The 17,276-nt window shown below is 68.4% G+C and carries 17 protein-coding genes and 1 rRNA gene; 13 read left to right on the forward strand and 5 right to left on the reverse strand.

What is annotated here, in order from left to right; genetic code table 11:
* Position 1: 1 nt before the first annotated feature.
* The 5 genes from B0I29_RS44710 to B0I29_RS44730 are packed head-to-tail and all read left to right on the forward strand — an operon-like array spanning position 2 to position 5,136.
* The gene (locus tag B0I29_RS44710; protein WP_111655261.1) at positions 2-1,132 is read left to right on the forward strand and encodes an FAD-dependent monooxygenase; all 1,131 of its coding nucleotides are present in this window, start codon (positions 2-4) and stop codon (positions 1,130-1,132) included.
* Between the two features lie 17 nt (positions 1,133-1,149).
* A complete protein-coding gene (locus B0I29_RS44715; RefSeq protein ID WP_111655262.1) occupies positions 1,150-2,091 on the forward strand; it encodes a VOC family protein in 942 nt (313 codons plus the stop codon).
* A gap of 4 nt (positions 2,092-2,095) precedes the next feature.
* The gene (locus tag B0I29_RS44720; RefSeq protein WP_111655279.1) at positions 2,096-3,031 is read left to right on the forward strand and encodes a fumarylacetoacetate hydrolase family protein; all 936 of its coding nucleotides are present in this window, start codon (positions 2,096-2,098) and stop codon (positions 3,029-3,031) included.
* Positions 3,032-4,180, forward strand: coding sequence for an alpha/beta hydrolase family protein (locus B0I29_RS44725; protein WP_111655263.1), 1,149 nt, complete (start codon positions 3,032-3,034; stop codon positions 4,178-4,180).
* Positions 4,177-5,136, forward strand: a complete 960-nt coding sequence (locus B0I29_RS44730; protein WP_111655264.1) for a cyclase family protein — start codon at positions 4,177-4,179, stop codon at positions 5,134-5,136. Before B0I29_RS44725 ends, B0I29_RS44730 begins: the two co-directional genes overlap by 4 nt.
* Positions 5,137-5,366: 230 nt before the next feature.
* Here the strand turns inward: B0I29_RS44730 and B0I29_RS44735 are convergent, their stop codons facing one another.
* Complete coding sequence (locus B0I29_RS44735) at positions 5,367-5,681, reverse strand: DUF3817 domain-containing protein (RefSeq protein WP_111655265.1); 315 nt, start codon at positions 5,679-5,681, stop codon at positions 5,367-5,369.
* Positions 5,682-5,793: 112 nt separating this feature from the next.
* Here B0I29_RS44735 and B0I29_RS44740 point away from each other — a divergent pair, with 112 nt between their 5' ends.
* Together B0I29_RS44740 and B0I29_RS44745 are read left to right on the forward strand one after the other, a co-directional pair.
* Entirely contained in the window at positions 5,794-6,336 is a 543-nt protein-coding gene (locus B0I29_RS44740) for a hemerythrin domain-containing protein (RefSeq protein ID WP_111655266.1), read from the forward strand.
* Positions 6,337-6,356: 20 nt separating this feature from the next.
* A complete protein-coding gene (locus tag B0I29_RS44745; protein WP_111655267.1) occupies positions 6,357-6,611 on the forward strand; it encodes a hypothetical protein in 255 nt (84 codons plus the stop codon).
* Positions 6,612-6,729: 118 nt separating this feature from the next.
* On the opposite strand, the gene B0I29_RS44750 is transcribed toward B0I29_RS44745, so the two are convergent.
* A complete protein-coding gene (locus tag B0I29_RS44750) occupies positions 6,730-7,515 on the reverse strand; it encodes an SAM-dependent methyltransferase (RefSeq protein WP_111655268.1) in 786 nt (261 codons plus the stop codon).
* A gap of 76 nt (positions 7,516-7,591) precedes the next feature.
* Between B0I29_RS44750 and B0I29_RS44755 the strand changes: the two genes are divergently transcribed.
* Together B0I29_RS44755 and B0I29_RS44760 are read left to right on the forward strand one after the other, a co-directional pair.
* Positions 7,592-9,907, forward strand: a complete 2,316-nt coding sequence (locus B0I29_RS44755; protein WP_111655269.1) for a PAS domain-containing hybrid sensor histidine kinase/response regulator — start codon at positions 7,592-7,594, stop codon at positions 9,905-9,907.
* 17 nt (positions 9,908-9,924) lie between these two features.
* Positions 9,925-12,039, forward strand: coding sequence for a glycoside hydrolase family 15 protein (locus B0I29_RS44760; protein ID WP_111655270.1), 2,115 nt, complete (start codon positions 9,925-9,927; stop codon positions 12,037-12,039).
* Here B0I29_RS44760 and B0I29_RS44765 read toward each other — a convergent pair.
* Positions 12,023-12,487 (reverse strand): hypothetical protein, encoded by a 465-nt coding sequence (locus B0I29_RS44765; protein ID WP_111655271.1) that lies wholly within the window; start codon positions 12,485-12,487, stop codon positions 12,023-12,025. The two genes, B0I29_RS44760 and B0I29_RS44765, sit on opposite strands and share 17 nt — an antisense overlap.
* A gap of 131 nt (positions 12,488-12,618) precedes the next feature.
* Between B0I29_RS44765 and B0I29_RS44770 the strand changes: the two genes are divergently transcribed.
* Positions 12,619-13,419, forward strand: coding sequence for an SAM-dependent methyltransferase (locus B0I29_RS44770; protein WP_111655272.1), 801 nt, complete (start codon positions 12,619-12,621; stop codon positions 13,417-13,419).
* Positions 13,420-13,425: 6 nt separating this feature from the next.
* Here B0I29_RS44770 and B0I29_RS44775 read toward each other — a convergent pair whose 3' ends face one another.
* A complete protein-coding gene (locus B0I29_RS44775; RefSeq protein ID WP_111655273.1) occupies positions 13,426-13,770 on the reverse strand; it encodes a cupin domain-containing protein in 345 nt (114 codons plus the stop codon).
* A gap of 123 nt (positions 13,771-13,893) precedes the next feature.
* Between B0I29_RS44775 and B0I29_RS44780 the strand changes: the two genes are divergently transcribed.
* Together B0I29_RS44780 and B0I29_RS44785 are read left to right on the forward strand one after the other, a co-directional pair.
* Positions 13,894-14,922 (forward strand): sporulation protein, encoded by a 1,029-nt coding sequence (locus B0I29_RS44780; protein ID WP_111655274.1) that lies wholly within the window; start codon positions 13,894-13,896, stop codon positions 14,920-14,922.
* Between the two features lie 89 nt (positions 14,923-15,011).
* Positions 15,012-15,905: a TauD/TfdA dioxygenase family protein gene (locus B0I29_RS44785; RefSeq protein WP_111655275.1), complete on the forward strand. Its 894-nt coding sequence runs from the start codon at positions 15,012-15,014 to the stop codon at positions 15,903-15,905.
* Positions 15,906-16,125: 220 nt separating this feature from the next.
* On the opposite strand, the gene B0I29_RS44790 is transcribed toward B0I29_RS44785, so the two are convergent.
* The gene (locus tag B0I29_RS44790; protein WP_111655276.1) at positions 16,126-16,731 is read right to left on the reverse strand and encodes a hypothetical protein; all 606 of its coding nucleotides are present in this window, start codon (positions 16,729-16,731) and stop codon (positions 16,126-16,128) included.
* A gap of 481 nt (positions 16,732-17,212) precedes the next feature.
* Here B0I29_RS44790 and B0I29_RS44795 point away from each other — a divergent pair.
* Positions 17,213-17,276 (forward strand): 16S ribosomal RNA (locus B0I29_RS44795); the annotation flags it as partial.

A 17,276-nucleotide genomic window follows, 5' to 3' on the forward strand; every position in this document is an offset into this window, starting at 1 on the left:
CGTGCCAGCAGTTCGAAACGTACTGGTCGTCGGTGGCGGCGCTGCCGGCGCCGCAGCGGCGATCCTGCTCGCCGAGGGCGGCGTCGCCGTCGACCTGGTCGACGTGAAACCCGACGTGTCCGCGCTCGGCTCCGGGATCACGCTACAGGGCAATGCTCTGCGGGTGCTGCGCGAGCTGGGCGTCTGGGGCCAGGTCGAGGCCGAGGGGTTCGCGTTCGACACGCTCGGCCTGCGCGCCCCCGACCCGGCCGGCACTCTGGTCGCCGAGCTCACCGACATCCGCACCGGCGGGCCCGACCTCCCCGCCACCCTGGGGATGTACCGTCCGGCGCTGGCCCGCATCCTGATCGACCGAGCGGCGGCGGCCGGGGCGAAAGTCCGCTTCGGCGCCTGCCCGCAGAGCCTGGAGCAGGACGGCTACACCGTGCTGGTCACCTTCACCGACGGCACCTCCGGCCGGTACGACCTGGTGATCGGCGCCGACGGTGTCCGGTCCTGGACCCGGCGGCAGGCCGGGATCGACAGCGAGCCGCAGCCGGTCGGCATGGGCATCTGGCGGACGTTCACGAAACGGCCGGCGAGCGTGACCCGGACCGATCTGATCTACGGCGGTCCGTGCTACATCGCGGGGTACTGCCCGACCGGGGCGGACACGCTCTATGCGTACCTCGTCGAGGACGTGCGGGACCGGTCCGGTCTCAGCCCGCAGGAGTCTCTCGCGACGATGCGCGAGCTGTCCCTGGCCTATCACGGGCCGTGGGACGAGATCCGTGAGCAGCTGACCGACCCGAGCCGGGTCAACTACACCGCCTTCGAGAGCCATGTGCTCGACGGCCCGTGGCACCGCGGCCGGGTCGTGGTGATCGGCGATGCCGCGCACAGCTGCCCGCCGACCCTGGCCCAGGGCGCCGCACAGGCCTTGGAGGACGCGTCCGTCCTCGCCGAGCTGCTGCTCGCCGCCGGCAGCGTCACCGACACGCTCTGGTCCGACTTCACCGGCCGCCGCCTGGACCGCGCCCGGACGGTCGTCGAGGCCTCTCTGCAACTGGCCGCCTGGCAGCTCGCCCACGAGCGCGGCGACGTCCCGGGCCTGATGGCCCGCATCGCGCACCTGGTCGCCGAGCCCGCCTGATTCTTTGTGAGGGAACCATGAACGACGAACGCCTCATCACCCACCTTCGCCACGTCGACTTGGCCGTGCCGGACTACGACAGGCAGCTCGACTTCTACACGACCATGTGGGGCCTGGACGCCGAGACCACCGACGACGGCCTCGCCTTCCTGGCCGCCGCGGGCTCCCCGGAGCAGTACTCGGTGCGGCTGCGCAAGGCCGCCGAGAAACGGCTCGACCTGATCGCGTTCGGCGCCGCGAACGAGACCGACGTGAACGCACTGGCCGAACGCCTCGGCCGATCCGGCGTCACGCTGGTCAGCGAGCCGGGCAAGCTGGCCACGCCCGGCGGGGGTTACGGCTTCCGATTCTTCGACCTCGACGGCCGGACCGTGGAGGTCTCCTGCGACGTGGCCGTCCGGCAGCACCGCAAGCTGGAGGAGGGCGAGTCCGTCCCGGTCAAGCTCTCGCACGTGGTGATCAACTCGCCGAACCCGGAGGCGACCGTCGCCTTCTATGACCAGCACCTGAACTTCGCCCTCTCGGACACCCTGATGCACCCGCGGATGGGCGAGATGATGTATTTCCTGCGCACCAACCGCTGGCACCACAGCCTGGCGATCGCCCGCGGCCCGCACGTCTCGCTGCATCACGCCTCGTTCGAGATGCGCGGCATCGACGAGTACATGCGCGGCACCGGCCGGCTGCTGCGCGGCGGCGTGGAGAAGGTGTGGGGCCCGGGCCGGCACATGGCCGGCAACAACACCTTCAGCTATTTCCTCGACCCGCACGGCAACACGATCGAATACACGACGGAGCTGGAGGAACTCGACGAGGACACCTGGCACCCGCACCTCTACGACTTCTCCGACCCGGCGGTCAGCGACCAGTGGGGCACGGCGAACCCGATGAACGAGTTCGTCGCGAAGCAGTCGTTCAATGACGTCGACCGCGGCATCTTCGTCGCTCCGCCGGTCTGACGACATGCGAATCGCGCGCTTCCGGCACGACGGCCGGACCCGAACTGGAGTGATCGAAGACGGTCAGGCCCGTCCCTTCGCCGATGATCTCGACACCATCGCGGTGATCGAGATGGGCGCCGGCGCGGCGAGCGGACTGAGCCTCGGCACCGCCGTACCCCTGAAGGATGTGCGCCTGCTGGCGCCGCTGCACCCAAGCTCGATCCGCGACTTCGTCGCGTTCGAGGAACACGTGGACGGCGTGCGGCGCAGCATCGACGGCAGCGGGGGAGTGCCCGAGGCCTGGTACGACGCCCCGACCTTCTACTTCACCAATCCGCACGCGATCCTCGGCCCGGACGACGACGTGCCGTTCCCGGCGGCCTCGGTGAACCGTGACTTCGAGCTGGAGGTCGCCGCGATCGCCGGCCCCGGCCAGACCATCTTCGGCTACACCGTCTTCAACGACTGGTCCGCGCGTGACCTGCAAAAACGCGAGATGCAGGTGAACCTGGGCCCGGCCAAGGGCAAGGATTTCGCGAGCACTCTCGGCCCGTGGATCGTGACCGCCGACGAGCTCGAGCCCTTCAAGGATCAGGACGGTTTCCTCGATCTGTGGTGCGCGGCGAGTGTCAACGGCACTGAGATCGGCCGTGACCTGCTCAGCAACATGGGCTGGACCTTCGAGACGATGCTCGCCTACGCCGCCCGCGACAGCCTGGTGAGACCCGGTGACGTGCTCGGATCGGGCACGGTCGGCAACGGTGGCTGCCTCGCCGAGCTGTGGGGTCGCGGCGGCAAGCAGGATCCGCCGCCGCTGCGCGACGGCGACGTGGTCACCCTGACCGTCCAGGGCATCGGCACTCTGACGAATCGGATCACTTCCGGACAGACGAGCAGGGAACTGCCTGCCGTCCGGCGCCGTGATCAGGAGAAAGCACGAATCGAAAGGCAGAGCTGAATGTTCGAGTACTTTCCCGGCAACTACGTCTGGAACCTCGGCGTGGTCGCCACCCTGAACAGCGGCGGCCTGATCGACGAGGTGGACCGCGCCTGCCGCCCGATCCGTGATCTCGCCGGGCAGGGCTCGGATGTCGGCACCAAGGAGTTCATGGCCTCCTGGGCCGCCGTCGCCGAGGATCTCGCCACCCAGGCGGCGGCCGACGAGAAGGCCGGACACCTGCGCACCGCCGGGCAGAAATACCAGCGGGCCACCAACTACCTGGCACAGGCCGAGCGGATGCAGAGCGCGAAATCGCCGAACCGCAAGGAGTTCTACCAGCGGCTTCTCGACCTCCAGCAGAAGGCGTTCGACCTGATCGACCCGGCCACCACCCGGGTCGCGATGCCATTCGAGGGCCACCAGCTCCCGGCGTACTTCACGAAGGCCGGCCCGGCGAACGCTCCGACGATCATCCTGTGGAACGGGCTCGACTCGACCAAGGAGCACATGTACGCCTCGGGCTTCGCGCACGAGATGGCCGCGCGGGGCATCAACACCCTGATGGTGGACTGCCCGGGCAGCGGTGAGGCGCTGCGGTTCCTCGGCCTGACCAGCCGGGTCGAGACCGAGGACTGGGCGAAAGCCTGCGTCGACTACCTGCTGACCAGGGACGACGTCGACGACACCAAGATCGGCCTGATCGGCTGGTCGCTGGGTGGCTACTACGCGCCGAGGGCGGCCGCGTTCGAGAAACGGCTGGCGCTGTGTGTGGCGTGGGGCGCCAACCACGACTGGGGCGCCGTGCAGAAACGCCGCCTCGAACGCGAGGGGGAGAACCCGGTCCCGCACTACTGGGATCACGTTCTCTGGGTGTGGGGCGAGACCGACCTCGACACGTTCATCGCCAAGGCAGAGGCGGTCAACCTGGACGGCGTGGTCGAGCAGATCACCGTTCCGTTCCTGATCGCGCACGGTGAGAACGACCGGCAGATCCCGGTTCAGTACGCGCACCGCTCCTACGAACAGGCCGTCAATTCGCCCAAGCGTGAACTGCGGATCTTCACGAAGGAGGAGGGCGGCGCGGAACACATCGGGCTCGACCACTTCGCCCACGTGCAGACGTTCATCGCCGACTGGGTCGACGAGACCTTCCGGGGGCAGAAATGATCGACCCGAAAGACCCGGAGGGCGCTATCGCGGAAGCCGCGAAACGGTGCTCCAACTGGGGGCGGTGGGGTGCTGACGACGTACAGGGGACCATGAATTTCCTGACGCCCGCCAAGCGCGCGCAGGGCGCGAAGCTGGTGCGGCGCGGGGTTTCGTTCTCGCTGTCGCAGCGCTTCGACGCCGACGGCCCGCAGAAAGGCTGGCGCCGGCGCACCAATCCGGTGCACACGATGCTGGACACCGGAACCGACGCGGTTACCGGCGTGCAGGGCTTCCCGCACGGGCTCGGCGGCGCTGACGACGTGATCGCGATGCCCTTGCAGTGTTCCACGCAGTGGGACGGGCTCGGCCACATCTTCGACCACGGGATGGCCTGGAACGGCCGGCCGGCGGAGAAGGTGGTGACCAGCCTCGGCGATCTGAGGACGGGCATCGAGACGGTCGCCGACGTGATCGCGGGCAGGGGTGTCCTTCTCGACGTGGGACGTACTTGGGGGACTGACGGCGAGCTCCCGGACGGGTTCGCCATCACCGAAGAACACCTCACGGCCACCATCGCGGCGCAGAAGACCGAGGTGGGCCGGGGCGACATCGTCCTGGTGCGCACCGGTCAGCTCACCCGGGCACGGCGAAACGGCTGGGGTGACTACGCGGGTGGACCCGCGCCCGGTCTGTCGTTCACCACCGCCGACTGGCTGCACCGCACCGAGATCGCCGCGATCGCCACCGACACCTGGGGTTTTGAGGTGCGACCGAACGAGTTCGACCACGCGTTTCAGCCGCTGCACCAGGTGGCGATCCCGCACATCGGGCTCTTCCTGGGCGAAATGTGGGACCTGGACGCGCTCGCCGCCGACTGCGCACAGGACGGGATCCACGAGTTCTGGCTCACCGCCGCGCCCCTGCCGATCACCGGTGCCGTGGGCTCCCCGGTCAACCCGATAGCGGTCAAGTAGAACCGCGGGCCGGAACCACAGGCGGAAGCCGCAGATCAGGGCCCGTTAACCAGGTCCCGCCCAACTGACGCCGACAAACCCGGTCCCGCCTCATAAAGCGCCAGCAAACCTGGTCCGACGTTTCAGAGCGCCAGCAACCCGGTCCGGCGTTTTAAAGCGCCGGCTAACCCGGTCCGGCGTTGTAAAGCGGCCGGGGAGGGACGGGCAGCGCCCCTCCCCGGCCTGGGAGCTCAGGCGGTGGCGGCCGCCGGCTCCTGTGCCGGGCGGCGCTTGGCCACCCAGCGTTCGAAGATCAGCGTGGTGAGGGGAGGGATCGAAGCCGCCAGGCCGAACAGCGTCCGCCAGATCGACCACCGCTCGGTGCGCGCCACCCAGAGGGTGGCCACCAGGTACGCGACGAACAGCGCCCCGTGAAGCCGGCCGAAGAACCACACACCGGCCTCTGTCGTCTCGGTGACGTGCTTCAGGAACATGCCCACCAGTAGTCCGGTCCACGAGAACGCCTCGGCGATCGCGGTGACCCGGAAGACTCGGAACGGTTGCACGTGCTTCCCCCTCGATTTCGGCGGTGCCGACCGTACGTGATCAAAGATGAGTGTTTGCTGGCAACGGGGGTATGACGCCTCAGAGTGATTTGTCATCATAAAAGGGGGTTCCGTGCCGGACATCGTGGAAGTGATCAAAGAGCAGCATCGCCAGGTCGACGAGCTGCTGGAGGAGGCGACCCACGACGGGGTCGACAAGGCCGCGATCCTGCACGAGGTGCATCGGATGCTGTTGCCGCACTCGGAGGCTGAGGAGGACTTCGTCTACCCGGCGATCCGGGCGAAAGCGGCCGAGGCCGGCGAGGAGGTCGTCGACGGCACCGTCGAGCACCACCAGGTCGAGGAGCTGATGCAGAACCTGCTGCGCAGCGACCCGGACAGGCCCGGCTGGGACGGCACGCTCGCCGCGATCATCGGGGAGCTGCGGCATCACGTCGAGGAAGAGGAGGAGGAGCTGCTCCCGATCCTCGAGAAGAGCTTCAGCGCGGACGAGCGCGAGGCGATGGGCCGCCGATTCGTGGAGGCGACGACCGGCAAGCTGCCCGATCACCACCACACCAAGAGCGAGCTGTACGACCTGGCTCGCGAGCAGGACATTCCCGGCCGATCCGGGATGTCGAAAGACGAACTGGCCGAAGCCGTCGGCGAAGCGTGATCCATCGGATACTGGACGGTATGGCCGAGATCCTGCCGGAGCGGATGCGCCCGTGCCGACGTTGCGGCCACCCCACCCGGGTGGACCGCATGATTCAGGGGTACGGGCGCAACTGCGCCGCTCTACTGGGGCTGATCGGCAACACGGTCGACACCGGCCACGCCGGCCCCGACCTGTTCGACCTCATCGAGATCGAACCCGACGACGAGTGCGACAGCGCCGACCGCCCGGCCGAGCGGGGGATCGCCATCTCCTCCCGCCGCCGACGCGCCTGAGCACGCCTTAAACCCGGAGCCGCTCCGCGTGCCCTCAAGCTCCGCGTGCCCTCAAGCTCCGAGCACCCTCAAGCCCCGAGCACCCTAAGCCCCGCGCGCTCCACGCCCGAGCCTGCCCTCAATCCTTCCTCGCGACGCCGGCGAGCATGAGGAACGTGCTCGGGTCCGGCGCCTCCTCTCCGGGATCCGGGCGCCACCGCGGCGCCGGCACCACACCCGGCTCCTCCAGCACCCAGCCGTCGAAGAACCGTTCCACCTGCTCGCACCCACGCGGCAACAGTGACGACCCGGTCCGGTTGTACAGATCGGCGACCCGCTCCAGCTCCGGTGCCCGTTCGTCGATCGTCGCGTGCGAGAGGACCAGCATGCTTCCCGGCGCCGCGATCTCGCGATACACCGGCAGTGCCTCACTGAGCGCCGGGCTGTCCGGGATGAAGTGCAGTACCGCGACCATCAGGATGCCGATCGGCTGGCTCAGGTCGAGCAGGTCCTTCACCTCCGGCTCGTCCAGCAGGATCGACGGTTGCCGCAGGTCGCCGTGGATCACCGCGGCCCGGGGATCGTCGCCGACCAGATGGCGGCCGTAGAGCACAGCCGTCGGGTCGACGTCGACGTAGACCACGCGGGCATCGGGCGCGGTCTGATGCACGTTCTGCTCGGTGGGGATGCCGGACCCGAGGTCGAGGAACTGGCGGATGCCCTGCGCGGTCGCGTACCGCACGGCCCGGTGCAGGAACGCGCGGTTCGATCGGGTGATCGCCGGCATGTCCGGCATCAGCTCCAGGGTGCGGGCCACGATCGCCCGGTCGGAGGCGAAGTTGTGGGTGCCGCCGAGGAACGCGTCGTAGATGCGTGCGGAGCTGGGCCGATTCGGGTCGATAGGCGGTTCAGCCGTGGTGCTCATCTCGTCACGATGCCCATATCCGCCATCCCGATAACCGGAATATCCGAATAAAGTACTTTAGAGGTGGGAGGGATCGGTGGAGTCACGCGAGATCCCGGGGCTTTTGCTCGACACCGCCCCGGACGCGATTGTCGTCAGCCGCAGGGACGGCGTGATCACGCTGGCCAACCGCAGGGCGCACGACATGTTCGGGTACCCCGCCGGTGACTTGGTCGGGCGCTCGGTCGACGATCTGGTGCCCGAGGAAGCCCGGGAGAACCACCCAGACCAGTGCCGCGCCTATCTCTCCGGCGAGCACGGCCCGATGCGCCGCCGGCCGTTGCGGGGCCGGCGCCGCGACGGCAGCGTCTTCCCCGTCGAGATCTCCCTCTCCGCGGTCACCGACGGAGGATCCGAGACGTACGTGACCTCGGTGCTCCGTGACGACACCACCCAGCGCCAGGCCGCGCAGGAACGCGCCCTGCTCGCCTCGATCGTCCAGTCCTCGCACGACGCGATAGTCACCACCGACCTCGACGGCGTCGTGACCTCGTGGAACCCCGGTGCCGAGATGCTCTACGGGCACCCGGCCTCGGACACGATCGGCACGTCGATCGACGTGATAATCCCGGCTGAGCGGCGCGGTGACGAGGAACAGGTCCGCCTGCTGGTCCGCCTCGGCGGCCGCGTCGACCGGTACCGCACCATCCGGCTCACCGCGAAAGGCGAGATCATCGCGGTCTCGGCGCTCATCTCGCCGCTGCTCGACGAGCATGGCCGGATGATCGGCACGACCACGATCACCCGCGACATCAGCGATCGGGAGCGTGCCGAGGGCCGCGTGCAGGCGGTCCTGGACGCGGCGCCGGACGCCGTGCTCGGCGTGGCCGAGTCCGGCGAGGTGGTGCTGGTCAACGCGGAGGCGGAACGCCTGTTCGACCATCCCCGGTACGACCTGCTGCACATGCCGCTGCCGCTGCTGCTGCCGGACGGGCTCCCGCCGGTCTCGGCCGTGCTCCGTACCGGCGGGGACAGCACGCTGCTGGACACCATCCGCGCCGACGCCGACCCCAGCCAGCCCGCCGATCAGCGCTGGGCCACCCGGCGAGCGCTGCGCCGCGGTGGCGCCGAGCTGCCCGTCGACATCGCCTGCAGTTCCTTGCACACCGACAGCGGCGTGGTGATCGTCGTGGTGGTCCGCGACATCACCGAACGCCTCGCCGCCGAGGAGGAACGCCGCCGCCTGCGCGAGGAGGCCGACAAGCAGCGTCTCGAGGCCCGCATCCAGCAGACCCAGCGCCTGGAAAGCCTCGGCCAGCTGGCCGGCGGCATCGCGCACGACTTCAACAATCTGCTCGCCGTGATCCTCAACTACGCGTCGTTCATCGTCGAGGACGCGGCCGGCACCCCGCCGGCCGCCGACGCCGAGCAGATCGCCCGGGCCGCCCGACGCGGCAGCGACCTCACCCACCAGCTGCTCGCCTTCGCCCGCCGCGAGGTGATCCGGCCCCGGCCGCTGAACCTGAACGTCGTGGTCACCGAGGTTCACCAGATGCTGGAACGGTCGCTCGGCGAGCACATCGCGCTGACCGTGCGTACCACCGCGGGGTTGCCGTCGGTGATGGCCGACCCGGGGCAGCTCGAACAGGTGCTGGTCAACCTGGCGGTCAACGCGCGTGACGCGATGCCGGGCGGCGGCCGCCTCACGATCGACACCGCTCCGGTGCACGTCGGCGCCGAATACGCCACCCGCGCACCGGTGCGACCCGGCGTCTACGTGCGCCTGCGGGTCTCCGACACCGGCACCGGCATGCCGCAGGAGGTGATCGACAAGGCGTTCGAGCCGTTCTTCACCACGAAACCCAGCGGGCACGGCACCGGCCTCGGCCTGGCCACCGTCTACGGCATCATCACCCAGGCCGGCGGCACCGTGCAGATCTACTCCGAGCCCGGCATCGGCACCACGTTCACCATCCTGCTGCCGGCCACTGACGTGGAGGCGCAGCAGGCGCCGCCGGAGGAGTCGGCGGCCGGGCTCACCGGGCACGGCGCGACGGTCCTGGTCGTCGAGGACGAGGCCGCGCTGCGCGAGGTGACCTGCCGGATTCTGCGGCGCGGCGGTTACACGGTCCTCGCGGCCGGCAACGGCGAGGAGGCGCTGCGCCTGGCCGCCGAGCACGCGATCGACGTGCTGCTCACCGACGTGATCATGCCGGGGATGCTGGGCCGAGACCTGGCGACCGCTATCGATCGGACCTGGCCCGGCACCAAGGTCCTCTTCATGTCCGGTTATGCCCAGCCGGTCCTGACCACGCACGGGACGCTCTCGGCCGAGGTCCACCTCCTGGAGAAACCGTTCACGAGTGCCGAGTTGATGCGCGCCCTGCACGAGGAGCTTCAAGCCAAGCCGTAAGGGGTAGTCGGCTCGTCATGGCGTACCAGGAAATGGCAACCGCCCTGCTCGCGCTGATCATCGGCCTGGACCCGCTCGCTGCCGGCGTCGCGCGAGCGGACGCCCCGGACACTCCCGCGCCGGGCGCGCCCGGCAAGGACCAGCAATATCTCCCGGCCGACAAAGCCGGCCTCCTGACCGCGGCCGGCACACGCAGCAAGGTGTGGGTCACCCTCGCGCGAGGCGGCGGCGGCTCCGAGATCTTCTACCCCGACTTGGGTACGCCCAGCGCCCGCGCCCTGCAATTCGTCGTGGCCGCATCGTCGGGCCCAGCGGTGCGCGCCCCGGAGCCGGTGACCGAAATGGTGGGCGACCGCAGCCTGAGTTACCGGCAGACGTTCACCGACCCGGCGGGGAAATGGCGGCTCGTCACCGATTACACGGTCGACCCGGAGGCGGCGGTTCTCCTGGTCAAGGTGCGGTTCACCGGTGAGGGACACCGGCTCTACACGATCTACGACCCGGCGCTGAACAACAGCCGTGGCGGGGACTCCGGCCGCACCGAGGGCGACGCCCTGATCGCCACCGACGGCCCGGTGACCAGCGCACTCGTGTCGTCACCGCCGCTGCTCGCCACCTCCAGCGGTTACGCCGGGGTGAGCGACGGCTGGACGGATCTGCTCGCCGACGGCCGGATGGACTGGCACTACACCTCGGCGAAGCCCGGAAGCCTGGTGCAGACGGCGGAGGTGGCGAGCACCGCGACCCTCGCCCTGGGATTCGGTCCTGCTGCTCTCACGGACGCTTCGACCGTACTCAAGAAGGGTTTTGATCGGGTTCGTGGGTCTTATGCGCGGGGCTGGGAGGGCTATCTGAACAGCGTGAACCGTCCGCCGGCCGGTGCGGATCGGCGTTTGTGGAACGCGTCGGCGATGCTGCTGGCCGCGAGTGAGGACAAGACGCATCGAGGTGCTTATATCGCTGCGCCGGCCGCGCCGTGGGCGTTCGGGCGTGACGATCCGTCCGGTCCCTATCACCTGGTCTGGGCGCGGGATCTCTATCAGATCGCGACCGGTCTATGGGCTGCCGGTGATCGGGCCGGGGCGGTGCGGGCGCTGGATTACCTGTTCGGCACGCAGCAGAAGGACGACGGTTCGTTCCCGCAGAACTCGCGGCTCGACGGAACGCCGGTCTGGGAGGGGCTGCAACTCGACGAGGTGGCGTTGCCGATCGTCCTCGCCTATCAGTTGGGTGGGACTTCGCAGTGGCCCGGGGTGAAGAAGGCGGCGGATTTCCTGACCGATTATGACGGTGCCCCGTTCAGCCCACAGGATCGATGGGAGAACCAGGCCGGGTATTCACCGGCCACGATCGCGGCGGGCATCGCCGGGCTGGTCTGCGCGTCCGCCATCGCCCTCGCGTCGTCGGACACGGCGTCGGCCGAGCGCTATCTGTCCACGGCTGACCAGTGGCGGGCGAACGTGAAGAAGTGGACGGTGACCAGCACCGGACCGTATTCGGACAAGCCCTACTTCCTGCGGCTCACCAAGGACGGGCAGCCCGACGCGGGCACCGCTTACGACATCGGGGACAGCGGGCCGGCCGGCGTCGACCAGCGCCGGGTCGTTGATCCGGGCTTCCTGGAGCTCGTCCGGCTCGGTGTGCTGCCGGCCCGCGACCCGGTCGTCACCGACAGCCTCGACGTCGTCGACGAACAGCTCGGCGTGCCGGTACGCGGCGGCATGTACTGGTACCGCGCCTCGTTCGACGGATACGGCGAGAAGGCCGACGGCAGCCAGTGGGACTTCCCGCTCCCGGCCGGGTCACGGATCACCCGGGGCCGGCTGTGGCCGCTGCTCAACGGCGAGCGAGGGGAGTACGCGATCGCGGCCGGCTCGCCGCGGGAGGGCCGGGAGCAGCTCGCGATGATGGCCCGGGCCGCCGGACCGTCGCTGGTGCTGCCCGAGCAGGTGTGGGACAAGGAGCCGCCGTACCGGACGGCCGGCACCCCGACCACCTCGGCGACGCCGCTGACCTGGACTCACGCGCAGTACCTGCGTCTGGCGGCGAATGTGGCCGCCGGCCGGATCCTGGAGCAGCCGAAGGTGGTTCACGACCGTTACGCCGAGGCGTTGATCACGCCGTCGCGTTGACGACCAACCCTACGCAGCCGCAGGCCAGCAGGGTCACGGCCACCAGTAGCAGGGCCACCGCGGCCGCGAGTCCGGGGTAACGCTGCGGCGGCACACCCAGGTTGCCCCGCAGGAATGACAGCAGCGGCGCCCGGTACTCCAGCTCGACCGTCCGGCCGGAGACCGCGAGCACCGTGGTCTCCGCCGTCCCGATCCGGTTCGGCATCAGGTACGGCACATGGACGTGCACGTGGTGCTGGCCGAGCGCCACCGCCGTGACGACCCGGCCCCAGCTCGCCGGCACGGACTGGCCGTCGATCTCCAGGACCGGGGTGTACATGCCGAGCAGAAAGGCCAGGGGCGCGTACCGCAGGGTCACGGCAATCGTCGAGCCGCCGTTGCCGCGCGTCGTGTCGTCCGGCGGGAAGCCGGGCAGGACCGGGCGGTAGGGCGGAGCTTGCGTGGCCACGACCGGAACGATATGCCGGAAGCCGAATCTCTTTCAATGTCCGATGTGGACGCGTTGCGGGCAGCTTGTGTCGTCGTTCATCGATAGGATGCGTGCCTGACCGATCACCCTCGTCGGCCCGGAGGCATCGCGTGACCTCTAGTAACACCGGCCCCACCGTGGACCAGCAGACCGTCTCACCGGCACGCCGGTGGAACTACTGGCTCGGGGGCAAGGACCACTTCCAGGTCGACCGCGACGCCGGCGACCGGATAGCCGCGGCGTACCCGGCGGTCCGCACCGCCGCCCGGCAGGGCCGCGCGTTCCACAACCGGGCGATCCGGTACCTGGCCGGCGAGGCCGGGATCCGGCAGTTCCTCGACATCGGCACCGGCCTGCCCGCACCGGACAACACCCACGAGGTGGCCCAGTCGATCGCACCGGACAGCAAGGTCGTGTACGCCGACAACGACCCGATGGTGCTGTCGCACGCCCGGGCCCTGATGGTCGGCGGCGTCACCACGTTCGTGCACGGCGACCTCAACGAGCCGGGCGCCATCCTCGCCGCCGACGAGCTGCGCGAGACGCTCGACCTCACCCAGCCGGTCGGCATCCTGCTCATCGCCGTGCTGCACTTCGTCCCGGACGACGAGAAAGCCCGCAGCGTGGTCGCCGAACTGCTCGACGCGGTGCCGTCCGGGAGTTACCTGGTCGCCACCAACTCGACCAAGGACTTCGTGCCTCCGCACGTCGCCGCGGTCTACGACCAGATGCTCGCGGCCGGCCACGTCGACGCCTGGCCGCGCGACAAGGACACGTTCGGGCGATTCTTCGACGGCCTCGAGCTGGTCGACCCGGGTGTCGTGGCGATCAGCGAGTGGCGTCCCGCCGCCGAGGAACGGCCGACAGCCGCCGAGGTCTCGATGTACGGCGCCGTCGGCCTCAAGCCCTGAGCTCTCTCAGGCCGCCGTCACGTAAACCTTGCGCAGCGGCTCGCTGACGTGCCACACGGTCTTCGTACCGGCGGCGAGCCGCACCAGGTCACCCGGCTTGATCTCGTATTTCGCGCCGTCCTCCAGCTCGATCACGGCGCGCCCGGCGAGCAGCACGAACGCCTCCTCTGCCTCGACGTCGCTCGCCGCGCCGGCGCTCATCTCCCAGACGCCGATGCCGACGCCCAAGCCGTCCAGCGTCGTGACCGTGACCGCGCCACTGGTCGGCGCGCCGCTCACCACCTGATCGGCGGCGACGCTCTCATGCGGCACGAGTACCTCGGCCAGGGGAAACACAGCGACAGGCTCCATGACGTTGCACGATAGCCGTACCGTGGCTGTTCGGTGTTTCTCAGGGTTCCTTCAGCGGACATTGCTACTTTTCCGATCAAGCTGGGTTCCGATCAAGCTGGTTTTCCGAAGCGGGAGTTAAAAGTGGTCTTCAAGAAGTTGCTGGGCGCCCTCGGGGTCGGCGGGCCGAGCGTGGACACCGTGTTGTCCAACCCCAGCACCTACCCGGGCGCACCCTTGACCGGCCAGGTCAACGTGGTCGGCGGGACGCAGGATGCCGATATCGAGCACATCACCCTCGGCCTGGTCACCCGGATGGAGGTGGAGTCCGGCGGCAGTGACTACTCGGCCGTCGCCGACTTCCACCGGCTGACCGTCAGCGGCCCGATGCGGCTCGCCGCCGGCCAGCAGATCTCCATTCCGTTCCGCATCGACATGCCGTGGGAAACGCCGATCACCACGGTTTACGGCCAGAGCCTGCGCGGCATGGTGATGGGTGTCCGCACCGAGGTGGCGATCGCCCGCGCGGTCGACAAGGGCGACCTCGACGCCGTCCACGTGCACCCGCTGCCCATTCAGCAGAAGATCCTGGACGCGTTCGCGCAGCTCGGTTTCCGGTTCAAGTCGGCCGACATCGAGCACGGCCAGATCTATGGCGTGCACCAGACGCTGCCGTTCTACCAGGAGATCGAGTACTTCCCGCCGCAGCAGTACGCGCACGGTATCAACGAGGTCGAGCTGACCTTCGTGACCAGCCCGCACGCGGTCGAGGTCGTCCTCGAGTTCGACAAGCGCGGCGGCCTGTTCACCCAGGGCCACGACACCTACGGGCGCTACACCGTCCAGCACCAGGACGCCGACACCACCGACTGGCGTGCGGTCGTCGACGGCTGGGTCCGCCAGGCGCTCGACAAGCGCAAGTCGATGCCGGGCTTCGGCGCTCCGGGTGGTTACGGTCAGCCCGGTTATGGTCAGCCCGCTTACGGCGCGCCGGGTTACCCGCCGCCCGGTTACGGACAGCAGGGCCACCACGGTCACTACCGGCGCGGTGGTCACCACGGCGGCGGCATGGGCGGGATGGCCATGGGCGTCGCGGGCGGTCTCGCTGCCGGCTACGTCGCCGGTGAGGTCTTCGACGAGATCGGCGACGCCTTCGAGGGCGGCGACGAGTAAGACTTCAGTTGCCGGGTGGGCCGTCGTGCCCGCCCGGCTTCTTTCTGTCCCATCTCCCATTCAATCGATGGGATATGTATGCTGCGGGCATGACGATCCGCCGCATCGGAGGCCGCATCGGGGCAGAGTTCCTCGATGTCGACCTGGCCCAGCCCATCTCCAGTGAACTCGCCGCTGAGATCAACAGCGCGCTGGTCGAACACAAGGTCCTGGTCTTCCGCGGTCAGAACCTCGACGACGAGGCGCACGTCCGTTTCTCCACGATCTTCGGCGCGCTGACCACGGCGCACCCCACTGTTCCCTCGGTTGACGGGCAGACCAACGTCCTCGAAGTGGCCGGCGGTGAGGGTGCCCGCGCCAACACGTGGCACACCGACGTGACGTTCGTCCTCAGCCCGCCGAAGGCGACGACGCTGCGCAGCCTGGTCATCCCGTCGCATGGGGGAGACACGCTGTTCTCGAACACCGCGGCGGCATATCAGGATCTGCCGCCGCATCTGCGGGTCCTCGCCGATCAACTGTGGGCTGTGCACAGCAACGAATACGACTATGCCGAACACCCTCAGTTCCGTACCGACGAGCTCGACGAGTACCAGAAGGTCTTCACGTCGACGCGGTACCGCACCGCGCACCCGGTCGTCCGCATCAACCCTGACTCGAACACGCCGAACCTCTTCATCGGCGGGTTCACCACGGGAGTCGTCGGGCTGTCGAAGACCGAGTCGCGCGACGTCCTGCGGCTGCTGCAGAGCTATGTCACCCGCCCGGAGAACACATTGCGTCACAGCTGGAAGGTCGGCGACGTCGTGGTCTGGGACAACCGGTCGACACAGCACTACGCCGTTGACGACTATGGCGACCTGCCTCGTCGTCTGCACCGCGTGACGATTGCCGGCGACATCCCGGTCGGTGCCGACGGCAACAAGAGCTACCTCATCGAGGGTGACGACGCTGCCCACTACACGCCGTCAGCGGTCGCCTGAGCCAGGCGACTCGCCGCCGGCTCCTTCCTGGGTACGCGCTAAAGCACGAGTCGTCGTGTCCAGCCGGTCCGTCGTGGTGAGTCGGGTGGCTTGACGTGTTGAGCTGACGAGTCAACTCACGTCAAGGCGTTCCGATCAACACGTGCGTGCTGATGACTTGATGCGGGTCACGTGGAGCTGTGGTCGTACACCTGAAGGGTTGAAGCCGGCGGCGGCGCGCTCAGATCTCGGCAGGCGCTGATTGGCGCCTGGCCTCCGTCACGTCGGCCATCAACTCGTCCCACTTCGGGTCGTCGCGGAAGCGGGCCAGCTGGACGTCCTTCGCGGAGCGCGCTGACGTGTACTCCCACCAGGCGGCCACACGGACCGGCCACAGGCCGACACGAATGGCGCCGGCGAGGAAACAGCGGTGTGCCAGCAGGGTCGCGGCCAGAATCTCCGGCTCCAGCTCGATGTCCGGGTCGGCGATCGCCTTGCCGAGCGCGCGTACGTCGCGGTGCATCTCGGAGTAGGAGATGAGACTGGGCATCGCCGGGATGAGCAGCTCGTCCTCGGGGGCGACGAGGTCATCGGCGTAGGCGGGGATGAAAACGACGTCGTCTACCGTGATGATCAACGGGAGTGACTCGTGCTTGCGGCGCAGGTCAACCTGTACGGCCGGGGCGCCGGTGGGCACGTGAACCCAGTCGGCGTCGAGCACGTCGCGGAAGGCCAGACGAATGGTGTCGCCGATCGCCGGCACGTGAACGGTGATCAGTCCGGGTCCGTAGGACACCTCGGTCCCCGGGACCTCCTGGATCATCTCGGCGAGCTCGTCAGTGCGCATGGCCTCGTTATACGCGGTTTAGGGTTTTCTCGCAGCGACCGTTGTGACGCGCCTCGCGGTGACCCTGGTTTGGCGTTGCGGAGCGGGGCCTGTAATGTTTGTCGAGCCGCCAGGGAGACGGGCGAGCGAGCGGGACCCGCGAGGGGCCCGGAGCGGCCGTCCTGGAGGAAACCCCAGAAATGATCACGGTTTTCGGACCGTGTAATGTTCTGCGGGTTGCTCGAACGGGATCTTAATTCGTTTGAAATTCGCTGAAAACGCGGATTTGACGGAGCGGAAAACGAGCGAGTAAAGTTGAGCAAGTGCCCCGGAGCGGGCCGCGAAAGCGGTTAAAGCAACGGTGTGCGGTTGTTCTTTGAGAACTCAACAGGGTGCTTGATAAGCCAGTGCCATTTATGGCATTACCCCGGCCTGTCCTTTGGGATGGGTAGGGAAATTCCTTTGGCAACTTTTTTGTTGCCGGGACGCTTTTCCAAAGATTTTGTTGGAGAGTTTGATCCTGGCTCAGGACGAACGCTGGCGGCGTGCTTAACACATGCAAGTCG

It is taken from the genome of Actinoplanes lutulentus (assembly GCF_003259845.1).
In the GTDB taxonomy this organism is placed as follows: Bacteria; Actinomycetota; Actinomycetes; order Mycobacteriales; family Micromonosporaceae; genus Actinoplanes; species Actinoplanes lutulentus.

What these genes read in the sequence shown, in the direction of transcription:
- B0I29_RS44720 (WP_111655279.1), top strand. Translation starts at nt 2,096, where the DNA reads ATGCGAATCGCGCGCTTCCGGCACGACGGCCGGACCCGAACTGGAGTG.
- B0I29_RS44775 (WP_111655273.1), bottom strand. Translation starts at nt 13,770, where the DNA reads ATGGAGCCTGTCGCTGTGTTTCCCCTGGCCGAGGTACTCGTGCCGCAT.
- B0I29_RS44760 (WP_111655270.1), top strand. Translation starts at nt 9,925, where the DNA reads ATGGCGTACCAGGAAATGGCAACCGCCCTGCTCGCGCTGATCATCGGC.
- B0I29_RS44750 (WP_111655268.1), bottom strand. Translation starts at nt 7,515, where the DNA reads ATGAGCACCACGGCTGAACCGCCTATCGACCCGAATCGGCCCAGCTCC.
- B0I29_RS44725 (WP_111655263.1), top strand. Translation starts at nt 3,032, where the DNA reads ATGTTCGAGTACTTTCCCGGCAACTACGTCTGGAACCTCGGCGTGGTC.
- B0I29_RS44730 (WP_111655264.1), top strand. Translation starts at nt 4,177, where the DNA reads ATGATCGACCCGAAAGACCCGGAGGGCGCTATCGCGGAAGCCGCGAAA.
- B0I29_RS44715 (WP_111655262.1), top strand. Translation starts at nt 1,150, where the DNA reads ATGAACGACGAACGCCTCATCACCCACCTTCGCCACGTCGACTTGGCC.
- B0I29_RS44790 (WP_111655276.1), bottom strand. Translation starts at nt 16,731, where the DNA reads ATGCGCACTGACGAGCTCGCCGAGATGATCCAGGAGGTCCCGGGGACC.
- B0I29_RS44785 (WP_111655275.1), top strand. Translation starts at nt 15,012, where the DNA reads ATGACGATCCGCCGCATCGGAGGCCGCATCGGGGCAGAGTTCCTCGAT.
- B0I29_RS44745 (WP_111655267.1), top strand. Translation starts at nt 6,357, where the DNA reads ATGGCCGAGATCCTGCCGGAGCGGATGCGCCCGTGCCGACGTTGCGGC.